This is a genomic window from Duncaniella sp. B8 (genome assembly GCF_005304985.1).
In the GTDB taxonomy this organism is placed as follows: domain Bacteria; phylum Bacteroidota; class Bacteroidia; order Bacteroidales; family Muribaculaceae; genus Duncaniella; species Duncaniella muris.
In genome coordinates this window covers 1,515,454-1,533,228 of the sequence record NZ_CP040121.1, presented here as the reverse complement: position 1 = coordinate 1,533,228, position 17,775 = coordinate 1,515,454, and the positions used below count along the sequence as shown (strand labels likewise).

At 52.0% G+C, this 17,775-nt stretch carries 11 protein-coding genes, 1 tRNA gene and 1 pseudogene; 7 read left to right on the top strand and 6 right to left on the bottom strand.

Features of this window, described 5'->3' with window-relative positions; genetic code table 11:
- Positions 1-49: 49 nt before the first annotated feature.
- From FDZ78_RS06715 to FDZ78_RS06705, 3 genes are all read right to left on the bottom strand, one after another.
- Positions 50-2,248: a DUF3857 domain-containing protein gene (locus FDZ78_RS06715; protein WP_136408274.1), complete on the bottom strand. Its 2,199-nt coding sequence runs from the start codon at positions 2,246-2,248 to the stop codon at positions 50-52.
- 46 nt (positions 2,249-2,294) lie between these two features.
- Positions 2,295-4,100: a transglutaminase family protein gene (locus tag FDZ78_RS06710; protein ID WP_123398755.1), complete on the bottom strand. Its 1,806-nt coding sequence runs from the start codon at positions 4,098-4,100 to the stop codon at positions 2,295-2,297.
- 116 nt (positions 4,101-4,216) lie between these two features.
- Positions 4,217-4,819 carry a Crp/Fnr family transcriptional regulator gene (locus tag FDZ78_RS06705; protein WP_123398756.1) on the bottom strand — a complete coding sequence of 201 codons (603 nt, stop codon included), beginning with the start codon at positions 4,817-4,819 and terminating at the stop codon, positions 4,217-4,219.
- Positions 4,820-5,016: 197 nt separating this feature from the next.
- Between FDZ78_RS06705 and FDZ78_RS06700 the strand changes: the two genes are divergently transcribed.
- Entirely contained in the window at positions 5,017-6,429 is a 1,413-nt protein-coding gene (locus tag FDZ78_RS06700; RefSeq protein WP_136408273.1) for an amidophosphoribosyltransferase, read from the top strand.
- Positions 6,430-6,882: 453 nt separating this feature from the next.
- Here FDZ78_RS06700 and FDZ78_RS06695 read toward each other — a convergent pair.
- Positions 6,883-6,959: transfer RNA gene (locus tag FDZ78_RS06695), tRNA-Ala, on the bottom strand.
- Positions 6,960-7,234: 275 nt separating this feature from the next.
- Here FDZ78_RS06695 and rlmN point away from each other — a divergent pair.
- From rlmN to FDZ78_RS06670, 5 genes and pseudogenes are all read left to right on the top strand, one after another.
- Positions 7,235-8,314: a 23S rRNA (adenine(2503)-C(2))-methyltransferase RlmN gene (gene rlmN, locus FDZ78_RS06690; protein ID WP_107032097.1), complete on the top strand. Its 1,080-nt coding sequence runs from the start codon at positions 7,235-7,237 to the stop codon at positions 8,312-8,314.
- 293 nt (positions 8,315-8,607) lie between these two features.
- On the top strand, positions 8,608-10,206 hold the full coding sequence (gene pckA, locus FDZ78_RS06685; RefSeq protein WP_107032062.1) for a phosphoenolpyruvate carboxykinase (ATP): 1,599 nt from the start codon (positions 8,608-8,610) through the stop codon (positions 10,204-10,206).
- Positions 10,207-10,476: 270 nt separating this feature from the next.
- Positions 10,477-11,664, top strand: coding sequence for a TlpA disulfide reductase family protein (locus FDZ78_RS06680; RefSeq protein ID WP_123398441.1), 1,188 nt, complete (start codon positions 10,477-10,479; stop codon positions 11,662-11,664).
- A gap of 147 nt (positions 11,665-11,811) precedes the next feature.
- A pseudogene (locus tag FDZ78_RS06675) lies at positions 11,812-12,333 on the top strand (alpha-rhamnosidase); the annotation flags it as partial.
- A complete protein-coding gene (locus FDZ78_RS06670) occupies positions 12,306-12,530 on the top strand; it encodes an exo-alpha-sialidase (RefSeq protein ID WP_136408272.1) in 225 nt (74 codons plus the stop codon). The pseudogene FDZ78_RS06675 and the gene FDZ78_RS06670, both read left to right, overlap by 28 nt.
- A gap of 170 nt (positions 12,531-12,700) precedes the next feature.
- On the opposite strand, the gene FDZ78_RS06665 is transcribed toward FDZ78_RS06670, so the two are convergent.
- Both FDZ78_RS06665 and FDZ78_RS06660 read right to left on the bottom strand, forming a co-directional pair.
- Complete coding sequence (locus FDZ78_RS06665; protein WP_123398443.1) at positions 12,701-13,132, bottom strand: co-chaperone YbbN; 432 nt, start codon at positions 13,130-13,132, stop codon at positions 12,701-12,703.
- A 179-nt stretch (positions 13,133-13,311) separates the two neighbouring features.
- Positions 13,312-14,247, bottom strand: coding sequence for a malate dehydrogenase (locus tag FDZ78_RS06660; protein ID WP_107032066.1), 936 nt, complete (start codon positions 14,245-14,247; stop codon positions 13,312-13,314).
- Positions 14,248-14,672: 425 nt separating this feature from the next.
- Between FDZ78_RS06660 and FDZ78_RS06655 the strand changes: the two genes are divergently transcribed.
- Positions 14,673-17,762 carry a SusC/RagA family TonB-linked outer membrane protein gene (locus FDZ78_RS06655; RefSeq protein WP_136408271.1) on the top strand — a complete coding sequence of 1,030 codons (3,090 nt, stop codon included), beginning with the start codon at positions 14,673-14,675 and terminating at the stop codon, positions 17,760-17,762.
- The last annotated feature ends 13 nt before the right edge of the window (positions 17,763-17,775 follow it).

Genomic DNA, 17,775 nt, shown 5'->3' with positions numbered 1-17,775 from the left:
CCGTCAGAGGAGCTTTGGATGCCCGAAGAAGCGGCGGGTGACCGGCACCTTACTTCTTATCGAGAATCAGAGTGGAGCCTTGCCATGTGTTGGCGGCGTCCAGGACTTTGAGCAGGTCGCTCCAGTCAGAGGCAGAGAGGAGATGCGCATTGTAACGCTTGGTGATCTCGATGTTGACGAGATCGGCCGAAGGTGCTGAAGCGCTGACCGTGAAACTTCCGGTCTCGTTGCTGACCGAAGTGTCAAGAGCTGCGAGTGAACGGGCGTTGACGCTATAGCCGGCAGGAAGTTTCAGGCTGATGCGGGTGACGTATTCGCGCGGAGTGCGGAGATAGACGTCGTCTGTGCGCCCGCGATCCGACGGCAGGGCTTCGATCTGTCCGCTCATAAGTTTTCCGGCTGAGAGGATCAGGTTTTTGCCTGCGCGCTTCACGAGGTTGTCCATAGTATAGCTGATGTTGTATCTGAGTTCCGGATCTGAGGGGTCGATGCCGATTGAGGTGACGCTTCCGGATGAGAATTCCGAGGCGTCAGTTCCGTGATATGCTTTGATTTCCTCCTTGAAATCGTTTTTTTGCTCGTTGCGTCCGTCGGCATAGCGCTCCTGGCGGTCGGCGGCCTCTTTTTTGTTTTCTTTGATGTCCACGGTCAGACCGTAGCGGTTCAGCCAGGCTTTATAGCCCTCGTTGATATCTTCTTCGCTGAGCACTCTGAAGCCGCCGGATTTAGTGGCTCCGGTGTATGCTTCCTCACGCCTGATGCTGAGTGTGGTGCCGTCAATTGTTGCTTCGACGGAGGTGACGTTGCGGTTGTCGGCCGCGCTTGTCATAGGCAGAGTTATGTAGTCGGCATCCGTGGTCGGTTTCTTTTTGCGTTCTTTGTATTTTCGCCACATCAGCACCTTGCGGCCCTGGAGCGACGGCGGCAGGTCAGATGGCGCCAGAATGCCACCTACGGGCGGGAAGTAGTAGCGAGGCTGATCTCCGCTGACTCTGGCAAAAACCAAGGTGTGGTTAAGATTGATGAGCTGGTCAAGCGGTTCATAGGAATCACGGGTAGAGATTCCGGGGTCTTGCGGGATTTTGAAGGAGCAAAGGTCGTAATTGAACTGCTTTGAGAATGATAAATTGTTGAGTGCGCCACGTTTGGCGATGTAGATATAACATAATATATTGTAGGTGTAGTCAGCGGCCTGCTGCGCCGTAATTTTCCCATCTTTCATGAGTTTCTGCAAGGTCTTGCCGATCTTCTTGCCGTCGCGGATATATTCCTGGGGCATGGAGCCGCTGACAGATCCCGGTTGCATCCACCAGCTTCTGGCATCCCAGACGTCTTCCTGGATGAGTGTGGCGTCAGGGTTGGCGTGAAGTCCGTCTTTGCGGGCGCTTCTCGGAGTGAAGTCATCGCTGTTACGGCGGTTGAATATGTGGATTTTGACCATAGGCGACTGCTGGTCGGAGTTGTACCACAGGCGGGGTTCCTTGGGGATGTCGGTCATTTCGAGGTCGAGCACATAGTTCTTGTCTTCGTCGCGGCTGACGGTGAAATCAGGAGCTCCGTTGAGGGTGCGGTATTGTGTGGTGAGATTGTCATCGACCACACAGTGGATCTGATAGTTCATGATCGGAGCTTCATCGCGAAGGGTGAAGACCATCGGATCGGGGTGGACGTTCTGGAGTTTCGATTCGGTGTAGAAGAACACGTCGATGTCATCGCCGGTCTCAAGTCCGGGGATGGCGAGTTTTCGGCTCTTTTTTTCTCCTTTCTTTCCCTCTTCCACCTCGATGAATTCAGAGGTGTCGATGTCAACGGTGCGGCCGTCGGGCTTGATGAGGCGCACGCCCATAGCGCGGCGGTTTTTCGCGTATCCGTCCCAGTTTCGAGTCTTCTTGTCGGTGCTGAAATCGAATTCCGAATACTTTTCAAGGGCGGCTTTGTCATTTACGTGTATGAGCATGCGTGTCAGATGCGACCCCTGCACCTGGGCTTTGCGTGAGAAGCGCAGAGTGCCGCTCATTCGGCCGAAGCCGGTCTTCTTCTTGGCATCGACATCTTCATAGATGGCTTTGATTACGGCCGATTCGTTGCGGTATTTGTCAGGTATTTCCTTTACGTTGAAAGCCGGGAGTTTCATTGCATAGACTTCCGCGCGGATCGTGTCGGTAAACCGGCGGTAATCCTCCTTGCTGTCTGCGTAGGAGAGTAGGGCGCTTATCAGAGCGACTGTGGTGAGAATTACTTTTTTCATATCGGTTCGGATTGGCAATGTGATGATATATGTCGGTCAGTGGTGATCAGTTTCTGAGTCTTATCTCGATCTGCTGGTTGCAGGCTTCGTTCCAGGTGCTGACAGCCTTGTTCCAGTCCGGGATCTCCTGAAGCGGGAGGCGGGCGGTGTGCAGCAGGAGGGTCTTGGTCATGTTTATTTTCTGCCCTTCGCGGCTGAAAATGCAGCTGAAGTCGGCAATTGGACCTTCGTGGCGGTAGTTGTCGGGGAGTGTGACATCGACATTCTCAGGGATCATGACTGTGGTGCGCCTTTTGATCAGTCCTGTCATGGGAAACTGGTAGTCGCTGCGGCGCTCGTCGGTGTCGATGCGTGATGTCAGAGGATCGCCGGAGGTGTTCATGTCGATATAGATTGTGTTGTCGGCCTCTGTGAGCGCCGCAGTGTTGAGTATCGGTGCCCAGAAGGTGATTTCGCCCGGAGTATCCTTTTTATATGTGATGCTGTCTGCCGGCACTGCTGCTCTCTGTGTGGGGACAAGGGCTTTGGCAAGCAGTTCGTTGAGGTGCTGTCCGGGGACTTCGGCATAGCTCTTGATGAAGTGTTCGGCCATGTCCTCGGAGTAGTGTCTGTAGGCTATGCCTGAGAGCCCGTCGGGGGTCAGCCTGTAGTTGTAATTCAGTATATCGGCAGATGCTACGGGTGATGTCGAGGGGATTTCTATCATGCGGTAGCCCTCAGAAGTAAACATCATGGCGTCTTTGCCGCGAATCCATTCCGGGATGTGGCGGGCCGAGATCTGTTCGTGGGTCGGGTCGAGGAAGAGCCATGAATCGCCGTCGGGGACAATGCAGATCATGTGGTTTGTGGCTGCAAGCGAGGGCGCTTCGGCTATACGGAAGGGTATGACATCGGTGCCCACGGCGGCTATGCGGGCCTCGATGCCTGCGCGGTTGAGAAGGGTGGCGAGCAGCAGCGACATGCCTTTGCAGTCGCCGTAGCGCTTGCGCATCACTTCGGCGGGGGTGTCCGGCCGATAGGCGGCCTCTCCGGCTTCGAATGCCACATAGCGGATGTTTTGCTGCACATGGCGGTAGATCCGGCCTATGGCTTCTAGGCGGTCTTTGGCTCCGTCTGTCAGACCGGCTACTGTCGCGCTGGCTCCGGCTATCACGGTGTCGACATCGAGCATGGGGCGGTGGTAGCGGTAGAGCGAGTCGCAGTCAGGGAAGTAGCCTCTGACCATTATGTGGGGCAGTGCAGACAGGGCGGAGGGCTGGTGTGTGTCATCAGGTATTTCGGGGAGAGAGCTGACGTTATAGGTGATTGTCCGTGATCCGTCCGGTGCGGTCCGGTCATCGCGTGTGATTCCTGATGCCGGGAAGTGACGGTCGACGAGTTCTATGGCAGGCAGCGATGCAGGTATATGGAAAACGATCTGCTTCGAGCGCACCGGATATTCCTCGGAGGGAAACACTCCGGTGAAGTGGGCGCCGTCAGCGAATGTGCGCCGGAACTGCACTTTGGCCTTGCGGTCCTTGCGGTCCAGCAGAATGTCGAAATAGCAGACTTTGCTGTCATCATGAAATACGGTCGGAGAGTTGGCGTTGCGGTATTGCGCTTTTCCTCCGGAAGCTTTGTCGAGGGAGATGATGTTGCTGTGGAATATGTGAGGCCTGATGCGCTCGGAGCGTCGTGTGGCCTGATATTCCAGGGTTGTGGAGTGTTTTATCTCAGGTCCGTTTTTGCCCTGCACGAAGCGGTATTCCTCGATGCCGGAGGTAATGACCACATTCTCGTCGGGTTTGGCTGCATGTGTCGCAAAGGTGTGGCATGTCAGCAGTAAGGCGATGGGAAGCAGTTTTTTCAGCATAGCGGAGAGTCTCTGATTGGTTATTTGCAGAAAGTCTGGAAGATGTCTACTGCAAAGTTAGCCATCAGAAAGTAAAAAAAGTGTGACTTAAATCACACCTGCAGAAGAATAATTGATCAGAAACTCTGATCTGTGTCACCGTTTTGGTCAGAATCTCTTATTTGGTCATTCAGTCTGGAGCGCATTCTCACAAATGTCTCGCGGGCTATCCCGAGATAGGATGCGATGGCGGTATTTGACATCTGTCCGTTGATATGAGGCAGGCGTCTGAGCAGTTCAAGGTAGCGCGATTCGGGAGATTCGCAGCGGTAGGCTATGCCGCGCAGCATGAAACTCGTGGCTATGGCTGTGGTGAACTGCAGGCGGAAGCCCGGAAGCTCGCGGTCGATATAGTCAGTCATGGCATCAAGGCTGACCACCGCTGCTTCAGAATCGCACATGGCGGTGATGTCAAAGCCTGAGCGGCGTGAAAAATCAGGAGTTATGTAGGCTCCGATTATTTCATCTGTGAAAGCAAGCGAGAGTATCTGGCGGTCTCCTTTGTAGTCAGGGCGCGAGAATGCGAATCCGCCGGAAATTACCAGACCTATTTCCTGCGCTGGCCGGCTGAGGGTGCAGAAGTGTTGCCGCCGGCGGTAGCTGCGGCGTTCGCCGTTGGTCAGTATGTAACGGCGCAGCGGTTCCAGGTCAATGATGTCGTATAATTTGAGATCAGCCATGTGGTAAAAGGCATATCCGGCCAGAGATGACTCACAGGGGAGATACCATGAGATGTTTGTGAAATATCTTTGACATAGCCGGAATGAGAATCCGGATTTGAACTATGCAAATATAATGTTTCTCTGAGAAAAAATGCGTACCTTTGCGCTAGAATAATTATCACAGTTCTTAATTTTTAGCCAAACTCTGTAACACCATGAGTGGTTTCTTTGGAACGGTAGGCAGACAAAGCTGCGTGACCGATCTTTTCTACGGTACGGACTATAATTCGCATCTGGGTACACGCCGTGCCGGTATGGCTACTTTCGATGCTGCCGACGGGCAGTTCTGCCGGTCAATTCACAATCTGGAAAATACCTATTTCCGGACCAAGTTCGAATCTGATCTCGGAAAATTCCGTGGCAACGCAGGCATCGGGGTCATAAGCGATACCGACCCGCAGCCGATAGTGATCAATTCACATCTCGGCAAGTTTGCGATAGTGACAGTCGCCAAGATCGCCAATATCAAGGAACTTGAAAAAGAAATGCTTGAAGGCAACATGCATTTCGGCGAACTCAGCTCCGGCAATACGAACCAGACCGAGCTGATAGCCCTGCTTATCATTCAGGGCAGGAACTTTACCGAAGGTATTGAAAACGTTTTCAACAAGATCAAGGGCTCATGCTCGATGCTTCTCCTGACTGATGACGGAGCCATCATCGCTGCCCGCGACAAGTGGGGCCGCACTCCGATCGTCATCGGCCGTAAAGATGGCGCATTTGCCGCTACCAGCGAGTCGAGCAGTTTTCCGAATCTCGACTTCGAGATTGACCGCTATCTCGGTCCCGGTGAGATCGTGCGCCTGACCGCCGACGGTGTTGAGCAGATGCGCAAGCCCAACGAGCGCATGCAGATATGCTCTTTCCTGTGGGTCTACTATGGCTTCCCGACATCAAGCTACGAGGGCCGCAACGTCGAAGACATGCGCTATCAGTCGGGCTATGAAATGGGACAGACCGATGACTCTGAGGTTGACTGCGCATGCGGAATCCCCGATTCCGGTGTCGGAATGGCTCTCGGTTATGCTGACGGAAAGGGAGTGCCCTACAAACGCGCAATATCCAAATATACTCCCACCTGGCCCCGCAGTTTCACCCCCAGCCGTCAGGAACTGCGCGATCTTGTAGCCAAAATGAAACTCATCCCCAACCGTGCCATGCTCGAAGGCAAGCGGGTGTTGCTTTGCGATGATTCAATTGTGCGCGGTACTCAGCTGCGCGACAACGTCAAGATCCTCTATGACTACGGAGCGAAAGAAGTACACATCCGAATCGCCTGCCCGCCGCTGGTCTACAGCTGTCCTTTCGTAGGCTTCTCGGCGTCAAAGAGTGACCTTGAGCTGATCACACGCCGCGTGATCCAGGAACTCGAAGGAGATCCTGACGCAAATCTTGACAAATATGCCACTACCGGCTCTCCGGAATATGAGAAGATGGTCTCCATCATCCGCGACCGTTTCGGACTGACATCACTGAAATTCAACCCGATCGAAACCCTTGTCAAATCCATCGGATTGCCCAAGTGTCAGCTCTGCACCCACTGCTTCGACGGCAGCAGCTGCTTCTGATGCAGAATTCTCGCGCCTGCATCAGCATCTGATCACAGCCAGTCTCTCCATCTGCAGGGGCAAGAACATTTTAACCGGATAGCATCAAATAGCGTCAATTTTGCAAAATTGACGCTATTTGATTTTTTAGAGGGTGTTTCATAACAAGAGTTAAAATCTGAGTGGTGTATCTTTTAGATAAATTGTTGGAAGGGAGGAAGAAGCATAGCGAGCTATGCGACTGACGAGCTTCAACAATTTAGCAAAAGAGACACCAAGGCTCAGGTAACATAAAATTTTTTACAAATGGAATATCCTATTTCCAAAAAGACAATACAATCGCCTCCGAAAGTTTTAAGCGGCTATGGCTCTTAATTTCAGTCACATAGCTCGCTATGCTCCTTCAATTCAAAGTCAAATATAATCATTTATAATGATATAACAAAAAAGCGAACCGATATTCTCGATTCGCTTTGGTGGAGTATAGCGGACTCGAACCGCTCACCTCGACACTGCCAGTGTCGCGCTCTAGCCAGATGAGCTAATACCCCTTTCACTTTTGCGGGAGCAAAGATAGGGAGTATTTTTGAGTTTAGCAAAATTTTGGCGGATTTTTTTGTAATTTTGCATCGAAATGCTTCTTAAGCAACCTTGAAATGGCTGTCTCTGCTTGCTTCGAATGCTCGGAAAGGTGTGTCTGAGCGCAACTCCATGACGCTTCCCGGATGAGGCGGCTCGTTTTTTCAAGAAGGAAACACGTTTTTATCGTTTAATTTTTAACTCGAAAGAGTTGCTTATATGCTCTGAATTTATGGAAAAGCAGAATATGGTCCGCAAGCCGTTGATCGGCATGACTCTTGGTGAACTTGAATCTGTGGCCGCTGAGGCCGGACTCCGCCGTTTTGCCGCAAAGCAGATTGCGCGGAGGCTTTATGTGAACCGCTCGCAGTCTGTTTCCGAGATGACCGAACTGCCTAAGGCTTCGCGTGAGTGGCTTGAAGAGCATTATTGTGTGGGGCTGCAGGCACCGATAGCCGAGGCTCGGTCGACCGACGGTACAGTGAAGTATCTTTTCGCTACACGCGGGGAGGGCTTTGATTTTCTTGACGGGGGTGCCGGTGGGCGCGATGTTGAGGCAGTCTATATTCCCGACCGCGAGAGAGCCACTCTGTGTGTGTCATCGCAGGCCGGGTGTCGTATGGGCTGCCGCTTCTGCATGACGGGGCGCCAGGGTTTTCACGGCAATCTCACGGCGGCAGGCATCATCAATCAGGTGATGGCTATTCCGGAGAGCCGGACGCTTACAAACATAGTGTTCATGGGGATGGGGGAGCCTATGGACAATATAGAAGAGGTTCTGAAAGCGGTGGAGGTGCTTACCGCGCCTTGGGGATTGGCCTGGAGTCCGAAGCGCATCACAGTGTCGAGCATCGGAAAGCTTGACGGTCTGCGCCGGCTGCTTGACGAGACCAAGGTGCATGTGGCCATCAGTGTCCACTCGCCGTTCAAGCAGGAACGCGAAGATCTGATGCCGGTTGAGAAGGCTTTCCCGGTGGCGGGAGTGATGGGTGTGATGAAGAATTACGACTTTGCCCATCAGCGCAGGCTTTCGGCCGAATATATAATGTGGCGGGGGGTGAACGACGATCTTCGCCATGCTGATGCGCTGGCGCGTCTGCTCAAAGGGGTGGACTGCCGTGTCAACCTGATCCGCTTCCATGCTATTCCGGGTTTCGACCATGTCACGGCAGACACGGAAACAATGGAGCGTTTCCGTGACCGTCTCAATGAGCTCGGCGTGACCGCCACCATCCGCACATCGCGCGGCGAGGACATCGAGGCTGCATGCGGTATGCTCAGCGGTAAGGAGGGAGCCGTGGAAAAAGAAGGGGTTGCGAATTGTTAAAAAACAACAAAAAGGCTTTGTGGGCCAGTGCATAACTGAACCAATCATAGGTGTCGCAGGTTGTGTCTTATGGACAGCGTGCAAGAGCGTAACGACTATCTGTCAGACCTTGAAAGCAGCAATTTAATTAAAAATTATTAATAGAGAAAAATTTCTTTAATTTGCCGGCTCTATACCGAAAAAAGTAAGTAACTTTGCAAGCGGATAAAAAGGACCTTCCTCAAGGTTAAAAGATTATCAATTTTAGGAACAATAATTATCAATTTCATATCAAACACTCTACTTTAACGACAATGAGTACAATTGATTTATCCCAGTATGGCATCACCGGTGCGAAGGTGATCCACAACCCCAGCTACGATCAGCTTTTCATCGACGAAACCAACCCTGAGCTCACCGGCTACGAAAAAGGTCAGGAAACTGAACTCGGTGCTGTCAACGTGATGACAGGTATCTACACCGGCCGTTCGCCCAAGGACAAATTCTTCGTGAAGGACGAAACCAGCGCAAACTCTATCTGGTGGACTTCTGAAGAGTATAAGAATGACAACAAGCCCATCACTCCCGAAGCCTGGAAAGCCCTCAAGGCAATCGCCGACAAGGAACTTTCAGACAAGCCTCTCTATGTTGTAGACGCATTCTGCGGAACCAACCCCGACACTCGTCTTTCTGTACGCTTCGTAATGGAAGTGGCATGGCAGGCTCACTTCGTGACCAACATGTTCATCCGTCCCACCGAAGAAGAACTCAAGAACTTCAAGCCCGACTTCGTTGTTCTCAACGCTTCAAAGGCTAAGGTTGAGAACTGGAAAGAACTCGGAATCAACTCTGAAACCTGCGTTGCCTTCAACCTCACCGAACGCATGCAGCTCATCATCAACACCTGGTATGGCGGCGAGATGAAGAAGGGTATGTTCTCACTCATGAACTACTACAACCCTCTCCGCGGCATCGCTTCAATGCACTGCTCGGCCAACACCGACAAGCAGGGCGAAAACACCGCTATCTTCTTCGGCCTCTCAGGCACAGGCAAGACCACCCTTTCAACCGATCCGAAGCGTCTGCTCATCGGTGACGACGAACACGGCTGGGACGACAACGGTGTCTTCAACTACGAAGGCGGCTGCTACGCCAAGGTCATCAACCTCGACAAAGAAAGCGAACCCGATATCTACAACGCTATCACTCGCGACGCTCTTCTCGAAAACGTTACTGTTGACGCTAACGGCAAGATCGACTTCACTGACAAGAGCGTTACCGAGAACACCCGCGTAAGCTACCCCATCAACCACATCAAGAACATCATCGTTCCTTCTCGCGGTCCTGCCGCAAAGAACGTCATCTTCCTGTCGGCTGACGCATTCGGTGTGCTTCCTCCCGTTTCTATCCTGACTCCGGAACAGACCAAGTACTACTTCCTCTCAGGCTTCACCAGCAAGCTCGCCGGTACAGAACGTGGCATCACTGAGCCTACTCCCACTTTCTCTGCATGCTTCGGCGCAGCCTTCCTTTCGCTCCACCCCACCAAATACGCTGAAGAACTCGTTAAGCGTATGGAACAGAGCGGCGCAAAGGCATATCTCGTGAACACCGGCTGGAACGGTACTGGCAAGCGTATCTCTATCCGCGACACCCGTGGTATCATCGACGCTATCCTCGACGGTTCTATCCTCAAGGCTCCCACCAAGCAGCTCCCCATCTTCGACTTCACCATTCCTACCGAACTCCCCGGTGTTGATCCCAAGATCCTTGATCCGCGCGACACCTACACCGATCCCGCAGAATGGACCAAGAAGGCTGACAAACTCGCTGAAATGTTCATCAACAACTTCAAGAAGTTCGAAGGCCACGAAGCAGGCAAGGCTCTCGTTGCTGCTGGCCCCCAGCTCTAAAAACCATAACTCTTGCTTTCACGCGAAAGCAATGACTTGATAAGGTCACGGCCCGCCGGTTCCGGCAGGCCGTGACTGTTTTTTATAGCTTGGTATTAAACAATCCGTTATAAGTAACTCTTCAAAATTAAGCGATATAATGGACATAAGTAGCTCCTATGGATGATCTAATTAATTTTTCAGAGTTACTTATCGGCATGGCCGTTGGGATTTGGCCCGGATGCAGGAAATAATTATTTTTGCAGAAAGCTAACAGAAGACCGACTGACGATGGATAAAGTTTTTACACTGACTGCCGGACGCATGGTCCGCATTATAATTGTGGTCGCCGCTCTGCTGCTGACAGCTGTCAGGGGGTGGGGAAAGGATAATTTTGTCATGTCCGGACGGTTGGATGGAGTGGACAAGGATGTGTTGCTGATCGAATACATCTCTTTTGAACCTGACAGGAAGATGGTGCGTAAGCGCGTGCCGGTCAGGGATGGTTATTTTGAGTTTTCGGCATCTCTGAAAAATGCCTGGCTTGCCCGGATAAGGCTTAAGTCTGTGCCAGAGAAGGACAACAAAGGATTTTCAATATTTCTTGTGCCTGACGAGACTCTTGTTTTAAGGGGAGATCTTCGCCGTGAGCAGGAGCTTTATAAAGTGAAAGTGGGCGGGAGTGAATATTACGAAGATCTGGCCAAGGTCAGGGAATTTGTGCGTCCTTTTCAGGAGGAGCTCGCGGCTGCCGTCATGGAATATAATGACGGGCTTGCCTCCGGGGGTGACAGAGTGGCGCTCTTGCGCGGGCGCCAGAAATCCGAACAGCAGATCAATGACCGTTACCGGGCTGTGCGCGAGGCTTATGTCATGTCGCATCCGGAAAGCGAGGCGGCCTACAGTCTTGTGCAACTGGATGACAGATGGGGCATAGCGGCAATTGAGAACCTGGAGCCGGAAGTCCGTGGCGGCCGGTTCGGGTGCAAGATCGCGCAGGATCTTAAGGTGATGCAACTGATGTCACTTCAGAGGATGGCTGCCAAAAACCGTCCTGCGGCACTGCTTGCGCAGGGACGGCAGATGCCGCCGTTCAGACTGCGCAAGCCGGAGGGTGGCACTTTCCCGTCAGATTCGCTGATAGGGAAATATACCGTGATTGACTTCTGGGGATCGTGGTGCATATGGTGCATCCGAGGTATTCCGAGAATGAAAAAGTGTCATGAACGCTATGCCGACCGTCTCAATATAGTCAGCATAGCCTGCTCTGACACGGAAGAAGGCTGGCGAAGCGCCTTGAAAAAGAACCGTATGCTCTGGACACAGGTGATCAGCGATGACCGCACTGTCGAAGCCGCATATAATGTGAAAGCCTATCCTACCAAGGTTGTCATTGATCCTGACGGAGTGGTTCTGCGCTCTTTCAGTGGCGAGGGAGAGGATTTTTATGATTATCTTGAAGAACTCCTCGGCGATTAGAATGTGGGGTGGGGGGATAGCCGGAAGCAGGTTACCTTCCGTGCTCTCATGCTGAGAATGGTTGTTTGCTGACTGGCGGTGTGAAAATCTCGCGGATTTTCAGTAAGAGGGCGTTTCATAACAATAGTTAAAATCTGAGCGAAAGATTTTGCCCTTCACCAGGGGCGTGAAGCAGATGCCGCCGAGTGGGATGCACTGTGTTTAAAGTCTGTGGATGCCTTTAACGCCCGCTTCCTGACATGCCACCGCGGAACATCGCCGGTGCCCGGCCATCCGCTTTACCCTGACAGCGTCTACTATGGCAACAACACTGCTACCGCCAATCTGCTCCCTATGGCATTCGGCATCGTGCCTGACTCTCTGCGCGGTGAAGTGGCCAGGCAGGTAGTGGCAAATGTCATCACCCGCAACAATGGCCATGTGCCATGTGGCGTGATAGGTATCTCATGGCTGCTGAGGGGATTGTCTGACAACGGGTTTGCCGATGTGGCTTATCTGATAGCCACCAATAAAAGCTATCCGTCATGGGGATATATGACTAAAAACGGGGCGACTACCATCTGGGAACTCTGGAACGGCGACAAGGCCGCGCCGTCGATGAACAGCGGCAATCATGTGATGCTGCTCGGCGATCTGCTGCCGTGGTGTTTCGAGCATCTTGCCGGAATAGCACCCGGTGCCGACGGACTCCGCTGTGCATAGCTGTTAGTGACGATGGTGAGACATGGCGTCATGAACTGATGCTTGAAAATTCGCCGGTCAGCCAGTATTCCTATCCGGCCATCATCCAGGAGCGTGACGGGAAGGTACATTGCGTCTACACCTGGCGTCGTCAGCGTGTAGCATATAAGCAGATTGATCTGTAGGGAGTTCAGACAGAACAGTTGGCTGCAAAACATTATTCCGGTCCGCAGGTCGCAGAAAATGGTCTGCGTCTGTGGGCCGGAATTATAATAATATATGTATGGAGGTTGCCGGGTCAGGCTCCGGGCATGCGTGCGTCAGGCGTAGCTACCCGGCTATGGGACAACTCCTGTTATTTCGGCAGGTAAGGGGTGATGAAGTCTATAAACTGGCTTTTCTCCATGAACCCGACAGCCGATTTGACCGTGCCGTCAGGCATCAGTATGGTCAGCTGAGGGATGGAGCTGACCTCAAACATGCGGGCGAGTTCGGACGATTTGTCGACATCGACTGACATGAATATGGCTTTGCCATGATATTCCTTGGCTACTTCTTCAAAAATAGGTGTGAAGCGCTGGCATGGACCACACCAGACGGCGTTGAAGTCGATGATGGTAGGGAGGGTTTCGTGGGGAGTGATAGCGGTAAGCGGAGCATCCTTGGCAGGTGCTGCAGTGGTGGTCGCTTCGGACTGAGAAGCTGAAGACTTTTCTCTGTTCCCGCAGGCTGCAAGGCAGAGGCAAAGGCAGAGAGAGACGGAGAGAGTGAGGCGCCTGAATGTCATAGTCAATAGAGTTTGATTGGTTGCCCTGGTGGCATTTGTTTTGAATTGTTTATAAAAAGCCCGCACTTCAGCGGCTCGGCAGAGAGCTGAGGCTCCTGCGGGCAGAGAAGTGCGGGCTGTCGGTTTATTCTGAACCGGTCATGCGGCCTCAAGCGGCCACAGACCATCCGGAAAATCTATCAGAGAGCACCGGCGAGAGCGGCGTTTGTCTTGTGGACAGCTTCCGCACTTTTGTGGAAGAGGTCTTTTTCTTCATCATTGAGATCGAATTCAACGATCTTTTCGATGCCGTCCTTGCCGAGGATACATGGAACACCGATGCAGAGGTCTTTTTCACCGTATTCGCCATCGAGAAGGGCTGAGCAGCTGATGAGTTTCTTTTCGTTGTGGAGAACGGCCTTGACAACCTGTGCTCCAGCCGCACCGGGAGCATACCATGCAGATGTTCCGAGGAGCTTGGTGAGAGTGGCACCGCCCACCATAGTGTCGGCAGCGATCTTGGCGAGCTGCTCTGCGGGGAGGTAGTTGGTGGCGGGAACACCGCGGTAAGCGGCATAGCGCACGAGGGGGATCATTGTGGTGTCGCCGTGGCCGCCGATCACGATGCCTTCGATTTCGTTGGGATTGGCGTTGAGGCCGAGAGAGAGATAATATTTGAAGCGTGCACTGTCAAGAGCACCGCCCATGCCGATGATGCGGTTTTTGGGCAGACCGCTCACCTTGTGGATGAGGTAGGTCATGGTGTCCATCGGGTTCGAGATGCAGACAATGATAGCGTTGGGAGAGTGCTTGAGGAGCTGATCGGTAACAGACTTCACAATGCCTGCGTTTACGCCGATGAGTTCTTCGCGGGTCATGCCGGGCTTGCGGGGAATACCGGAGGTGATGACAACAACATCAGAACCGGCAGTCATTTCATAATCGTTGGTGACACCTACCAGGCGGGTGTTGATGTTGAGAATGTTGGCGGTCTGCATGATGTCCATAGCCTTTCCTTCAGCAACACCTTCTTTGATGTCGAGAAGAACCACTTCGTCAGCAATGCCCTGCTTTACGAGCACGTCAGCACAAGTAGCGCCCACATTACCGGCGCCTACAACTGTAACCTTTGACATAAGAAATTGATTTTTGGAAATTTATAGAATTGAATGATAAAAATTGGCTGTTGGAAGTTTATCCTTTGCAAATATACGGAAAAGATTTCGACCCTTGGCTATAAATTGATGAAAAATTTCTTTAATATGCCGGCAGGGAGAGAGCCGGCGAATTCCGGACCAGCCCAGGTGTCTTTGTGCTTGCCGGAATGGTTGAGATAATGTTAATTTTAACCCTTTTGTGTTAAAAGAGTGTTAACCGCTGTCATTTTGTCGATAAAGATCTTCTGGACATTCAGATTTAGTATGATTTGGTAGCTTTTTTTAAGCAAAAGTTTGTTTAATCTAAATTCATTACCTATATTTGCAATGTCGCTGTTTGTCCTATTGGGCATACCTACACATGAAAAATAAACCAATCAAGTAAATTTAACCTTATCGAAAGTATGAGAATTAACGGAGTCAAGCTTCTTGCTCTGTGTCTTGTTTTCCTGTTGTTTGGGGTGGAAACCTCAGTGGCTCAGGGAAGGAAGCCGGATGCAGGTGAAAAACTTAACTACTTCCGAGGCGTCGTGATCGACGATGAAGACGAGCCGCTCCCAGGCGTGACTGTAATGGTCGTAGGCAAAAAGGGCAGTGGTGCCGCCACAAATGCTGATGGCGAATTTACCATCGGTCTTAAGGATAAGACCACCTGTACACTCCGCGTCACTTATATCGGCATGAAGCCGCAGGAAGTGCGCGTTCAGGCTGGCAAATCCGTCACAGTGAGACTTGAAACAGATGCCGCAACAATGCAGGAAGTTGTGGTGAACGGTATCTATACCCGTAATATCGAAAGCTTTACCGGTACGGTCTCTACTTTTAACTCAGAAGATCTCAAGCAGATAGCTCCCCAGGGAGTGCTGAAGAGCCTTGCTCTTCTCGACCCCTCTGTGGTTCTTGCCGAGAATGTCGATTTCGGCTCAGACCCCAATGCTCTGGCTGACATTTCGATCAACGGTAAGATGAATGTCCAGGCTCTGAGCCAGGAATATGAAGCTGACCCCAACCAGCCTCTATTTATTCTTGACGGTTTCGAAACAACTCTTCAGACAATCAGTGACCTCAACATGGACCGTGTGGAAAGCATATCTGTACTTAAGGATGCCTCCGCTACAGCCATCTACGGCTCGAAGGCCGCCAACGGTGTGATTGTGGTCGAAACCAAGAAGCCGACCGCCGGCCGCCTGCGTCTGACTTATAACGGATCTATTCAGGTGGCATGGGCCGACCTTAGCGACTACAACCTCATGAACGCAGCCCAGAAGCTTGAGTTCGAACGTCTCTCAGGTGTTTACAACTATACCCCAATTAGCGGCCCGACTGTCGGACTTGACGAAAACGGCATTCCTATCGCTGAGCCACAGCGCGAGCTCTACCTTGAACGCCTGCGCCTCGTCAAGGAAGGCTATGACACCTACTGGATGAACGAGCCTCTGCGTACCGCCTACACCCAGAGCCATAACGTATATATAGAAGGTGGTGACCAGGCATTCCGCTATGGAGCCGGTCTGGCCTACAACAAGACTCAGGGTGTCATGAAGAATTCAGACCGCGATGTGATCAACGGCAACATCACTCTTTCCTACCGTGTAGACAACTTCAACTTCACCAACCAGACCACCATCTCGCATACAGGCTCAAGCCAGGAAACAGTGGCATTCTCAGCTTTTGCGAAGATGAACCCCTTCTATGAAAAATATACAGAAGACGGGCAGGTTCCGAAATACGTCTATAAAGACACCAGCGTAGGTGGGGAGACTATCTGGAACCCGCTCTGGGATTTCCGTCAGGGAAGCTATCGCAAGGGTGACATAATGTCGATCACTGACAACTTCCAGTTTGAATGGCGCGCCACCCGTCAGCTGCGTCTGCGCGGTAACCTCCAGTATTCGACTTCGAAGACAACCAACGAGACATACGTTTCGCCCAATGAAACTTCTCAGGACGGACTGGAACCCAGAAAGCGCGGTTCGTATAACAACACCAACCAGACAAACACTCGTTATAGCGGCCGCCTCAATGCCACCTACGGCGGATACTGGGGCGTCAACACCCTGAACGTGGTGGCCGGTATGCAGATATCCGACAACCATACCAAAGGCCATTCTTATGGTGTGCAGGGTTATCTCAACGACCAGTTCTCCAACCCGAACTTCTCCGTAGGCTATCCCGAAGGCGGCAGGCCAAGTTCGACTGACACCCACAGCCGCAACGTCAGCTATTACGCCAACCTTAACTACGCCTGGGACATGCGCTACCTCATGGACATCAACCTCTCGCGCAGCGGTGCCTCTCAGTTCGGTATCGACGATCCCTTCACCAACACCTGGTCAATCGGTGTGGGCTGGAACGTACACAACGAAAAATGGTTCAAGCCCAACAAATATATCTCCTACCTGAAACTCAATGCCTCTTACGGTAATCCTGGCAACCAGAACTATGATGCCAAGCTCGCGTCAAGTATCTATGATTACTTTAATGACTACACCAACCCCTTCGGCCTGGCAGCACTTGTAAGCCAGTGGGGCAACAACGGTCTGAAATGGCAGAAGACCAATACCTATAACGTGGGTCTCAGCGCTAATATGTTCCAGCAGAAACTTATGCTCAGCACCTCTTACCAGGCTCGTATCACCGATCCGCTACTGGTGCGCATCTCTCTGCCGCACTCGACCGGTGCATCGTCCGCTCCGATGAATATCGGTGGCACAGATAACCGCTCGATAAGCCTTAACGCCACCTTCTATGTATTCCGTACTCCTGACCTCAACTGGTATTTCAACGGTAACATCAACCACAATACAACCAAGTATTACAAGATCGGCAACCAGCTTGACCAGTATAATGAATCAGGACGAGGAAGTTCGAGCCTCGAACGCATGTATGACGGTGCGAGCATATCCGGACTCTACATTGTCCGTTCGGCCGGCATCGACCCTGCTACCGGTAACGAAATTTTCATCCGCAAGGACGGCACCTATACTTACGAATGGAATTCTGAAGACGAAGTTCTTTACGGAGATACGAACCCCGATTTCACGGGCGCGCTCAGCACCTCGTTCCTCTATAAGGGATTCTCGTTCGGAACCACATTCTCCTTCCGCTCCGGAGCTGAAATCTTCCTGAGCACTCTGATGGAGAAAGTAGAGAACATTTCCAAATCGGCTCTCAGATACAACCAGGACCTCCGCGCTCTGACAGACCGCTGGAAAAAGCCCGGCGATATCGCAAAATACAAGCGAATCGACGATACATCGACCACCTATAAGAGCAGCCGTTTCGTGGCTACAGAGCACACTCTCAGCTGCGCGTCTATAAATTTTGGCTATCGCACCACAACAATGCCTTTCCTCCGCACTATCGGGGCATCGTCACTTGACATCCGCGCTTATATGAACGACATATTCCGCCTCTCGAATATCAAGCAGGAACGAGGCCTCAGCTATCCATTCCAGCGCTCATTCTCGATCTCGCTCGGCCTGAGCTTCTAAACCCTTGAAAAAG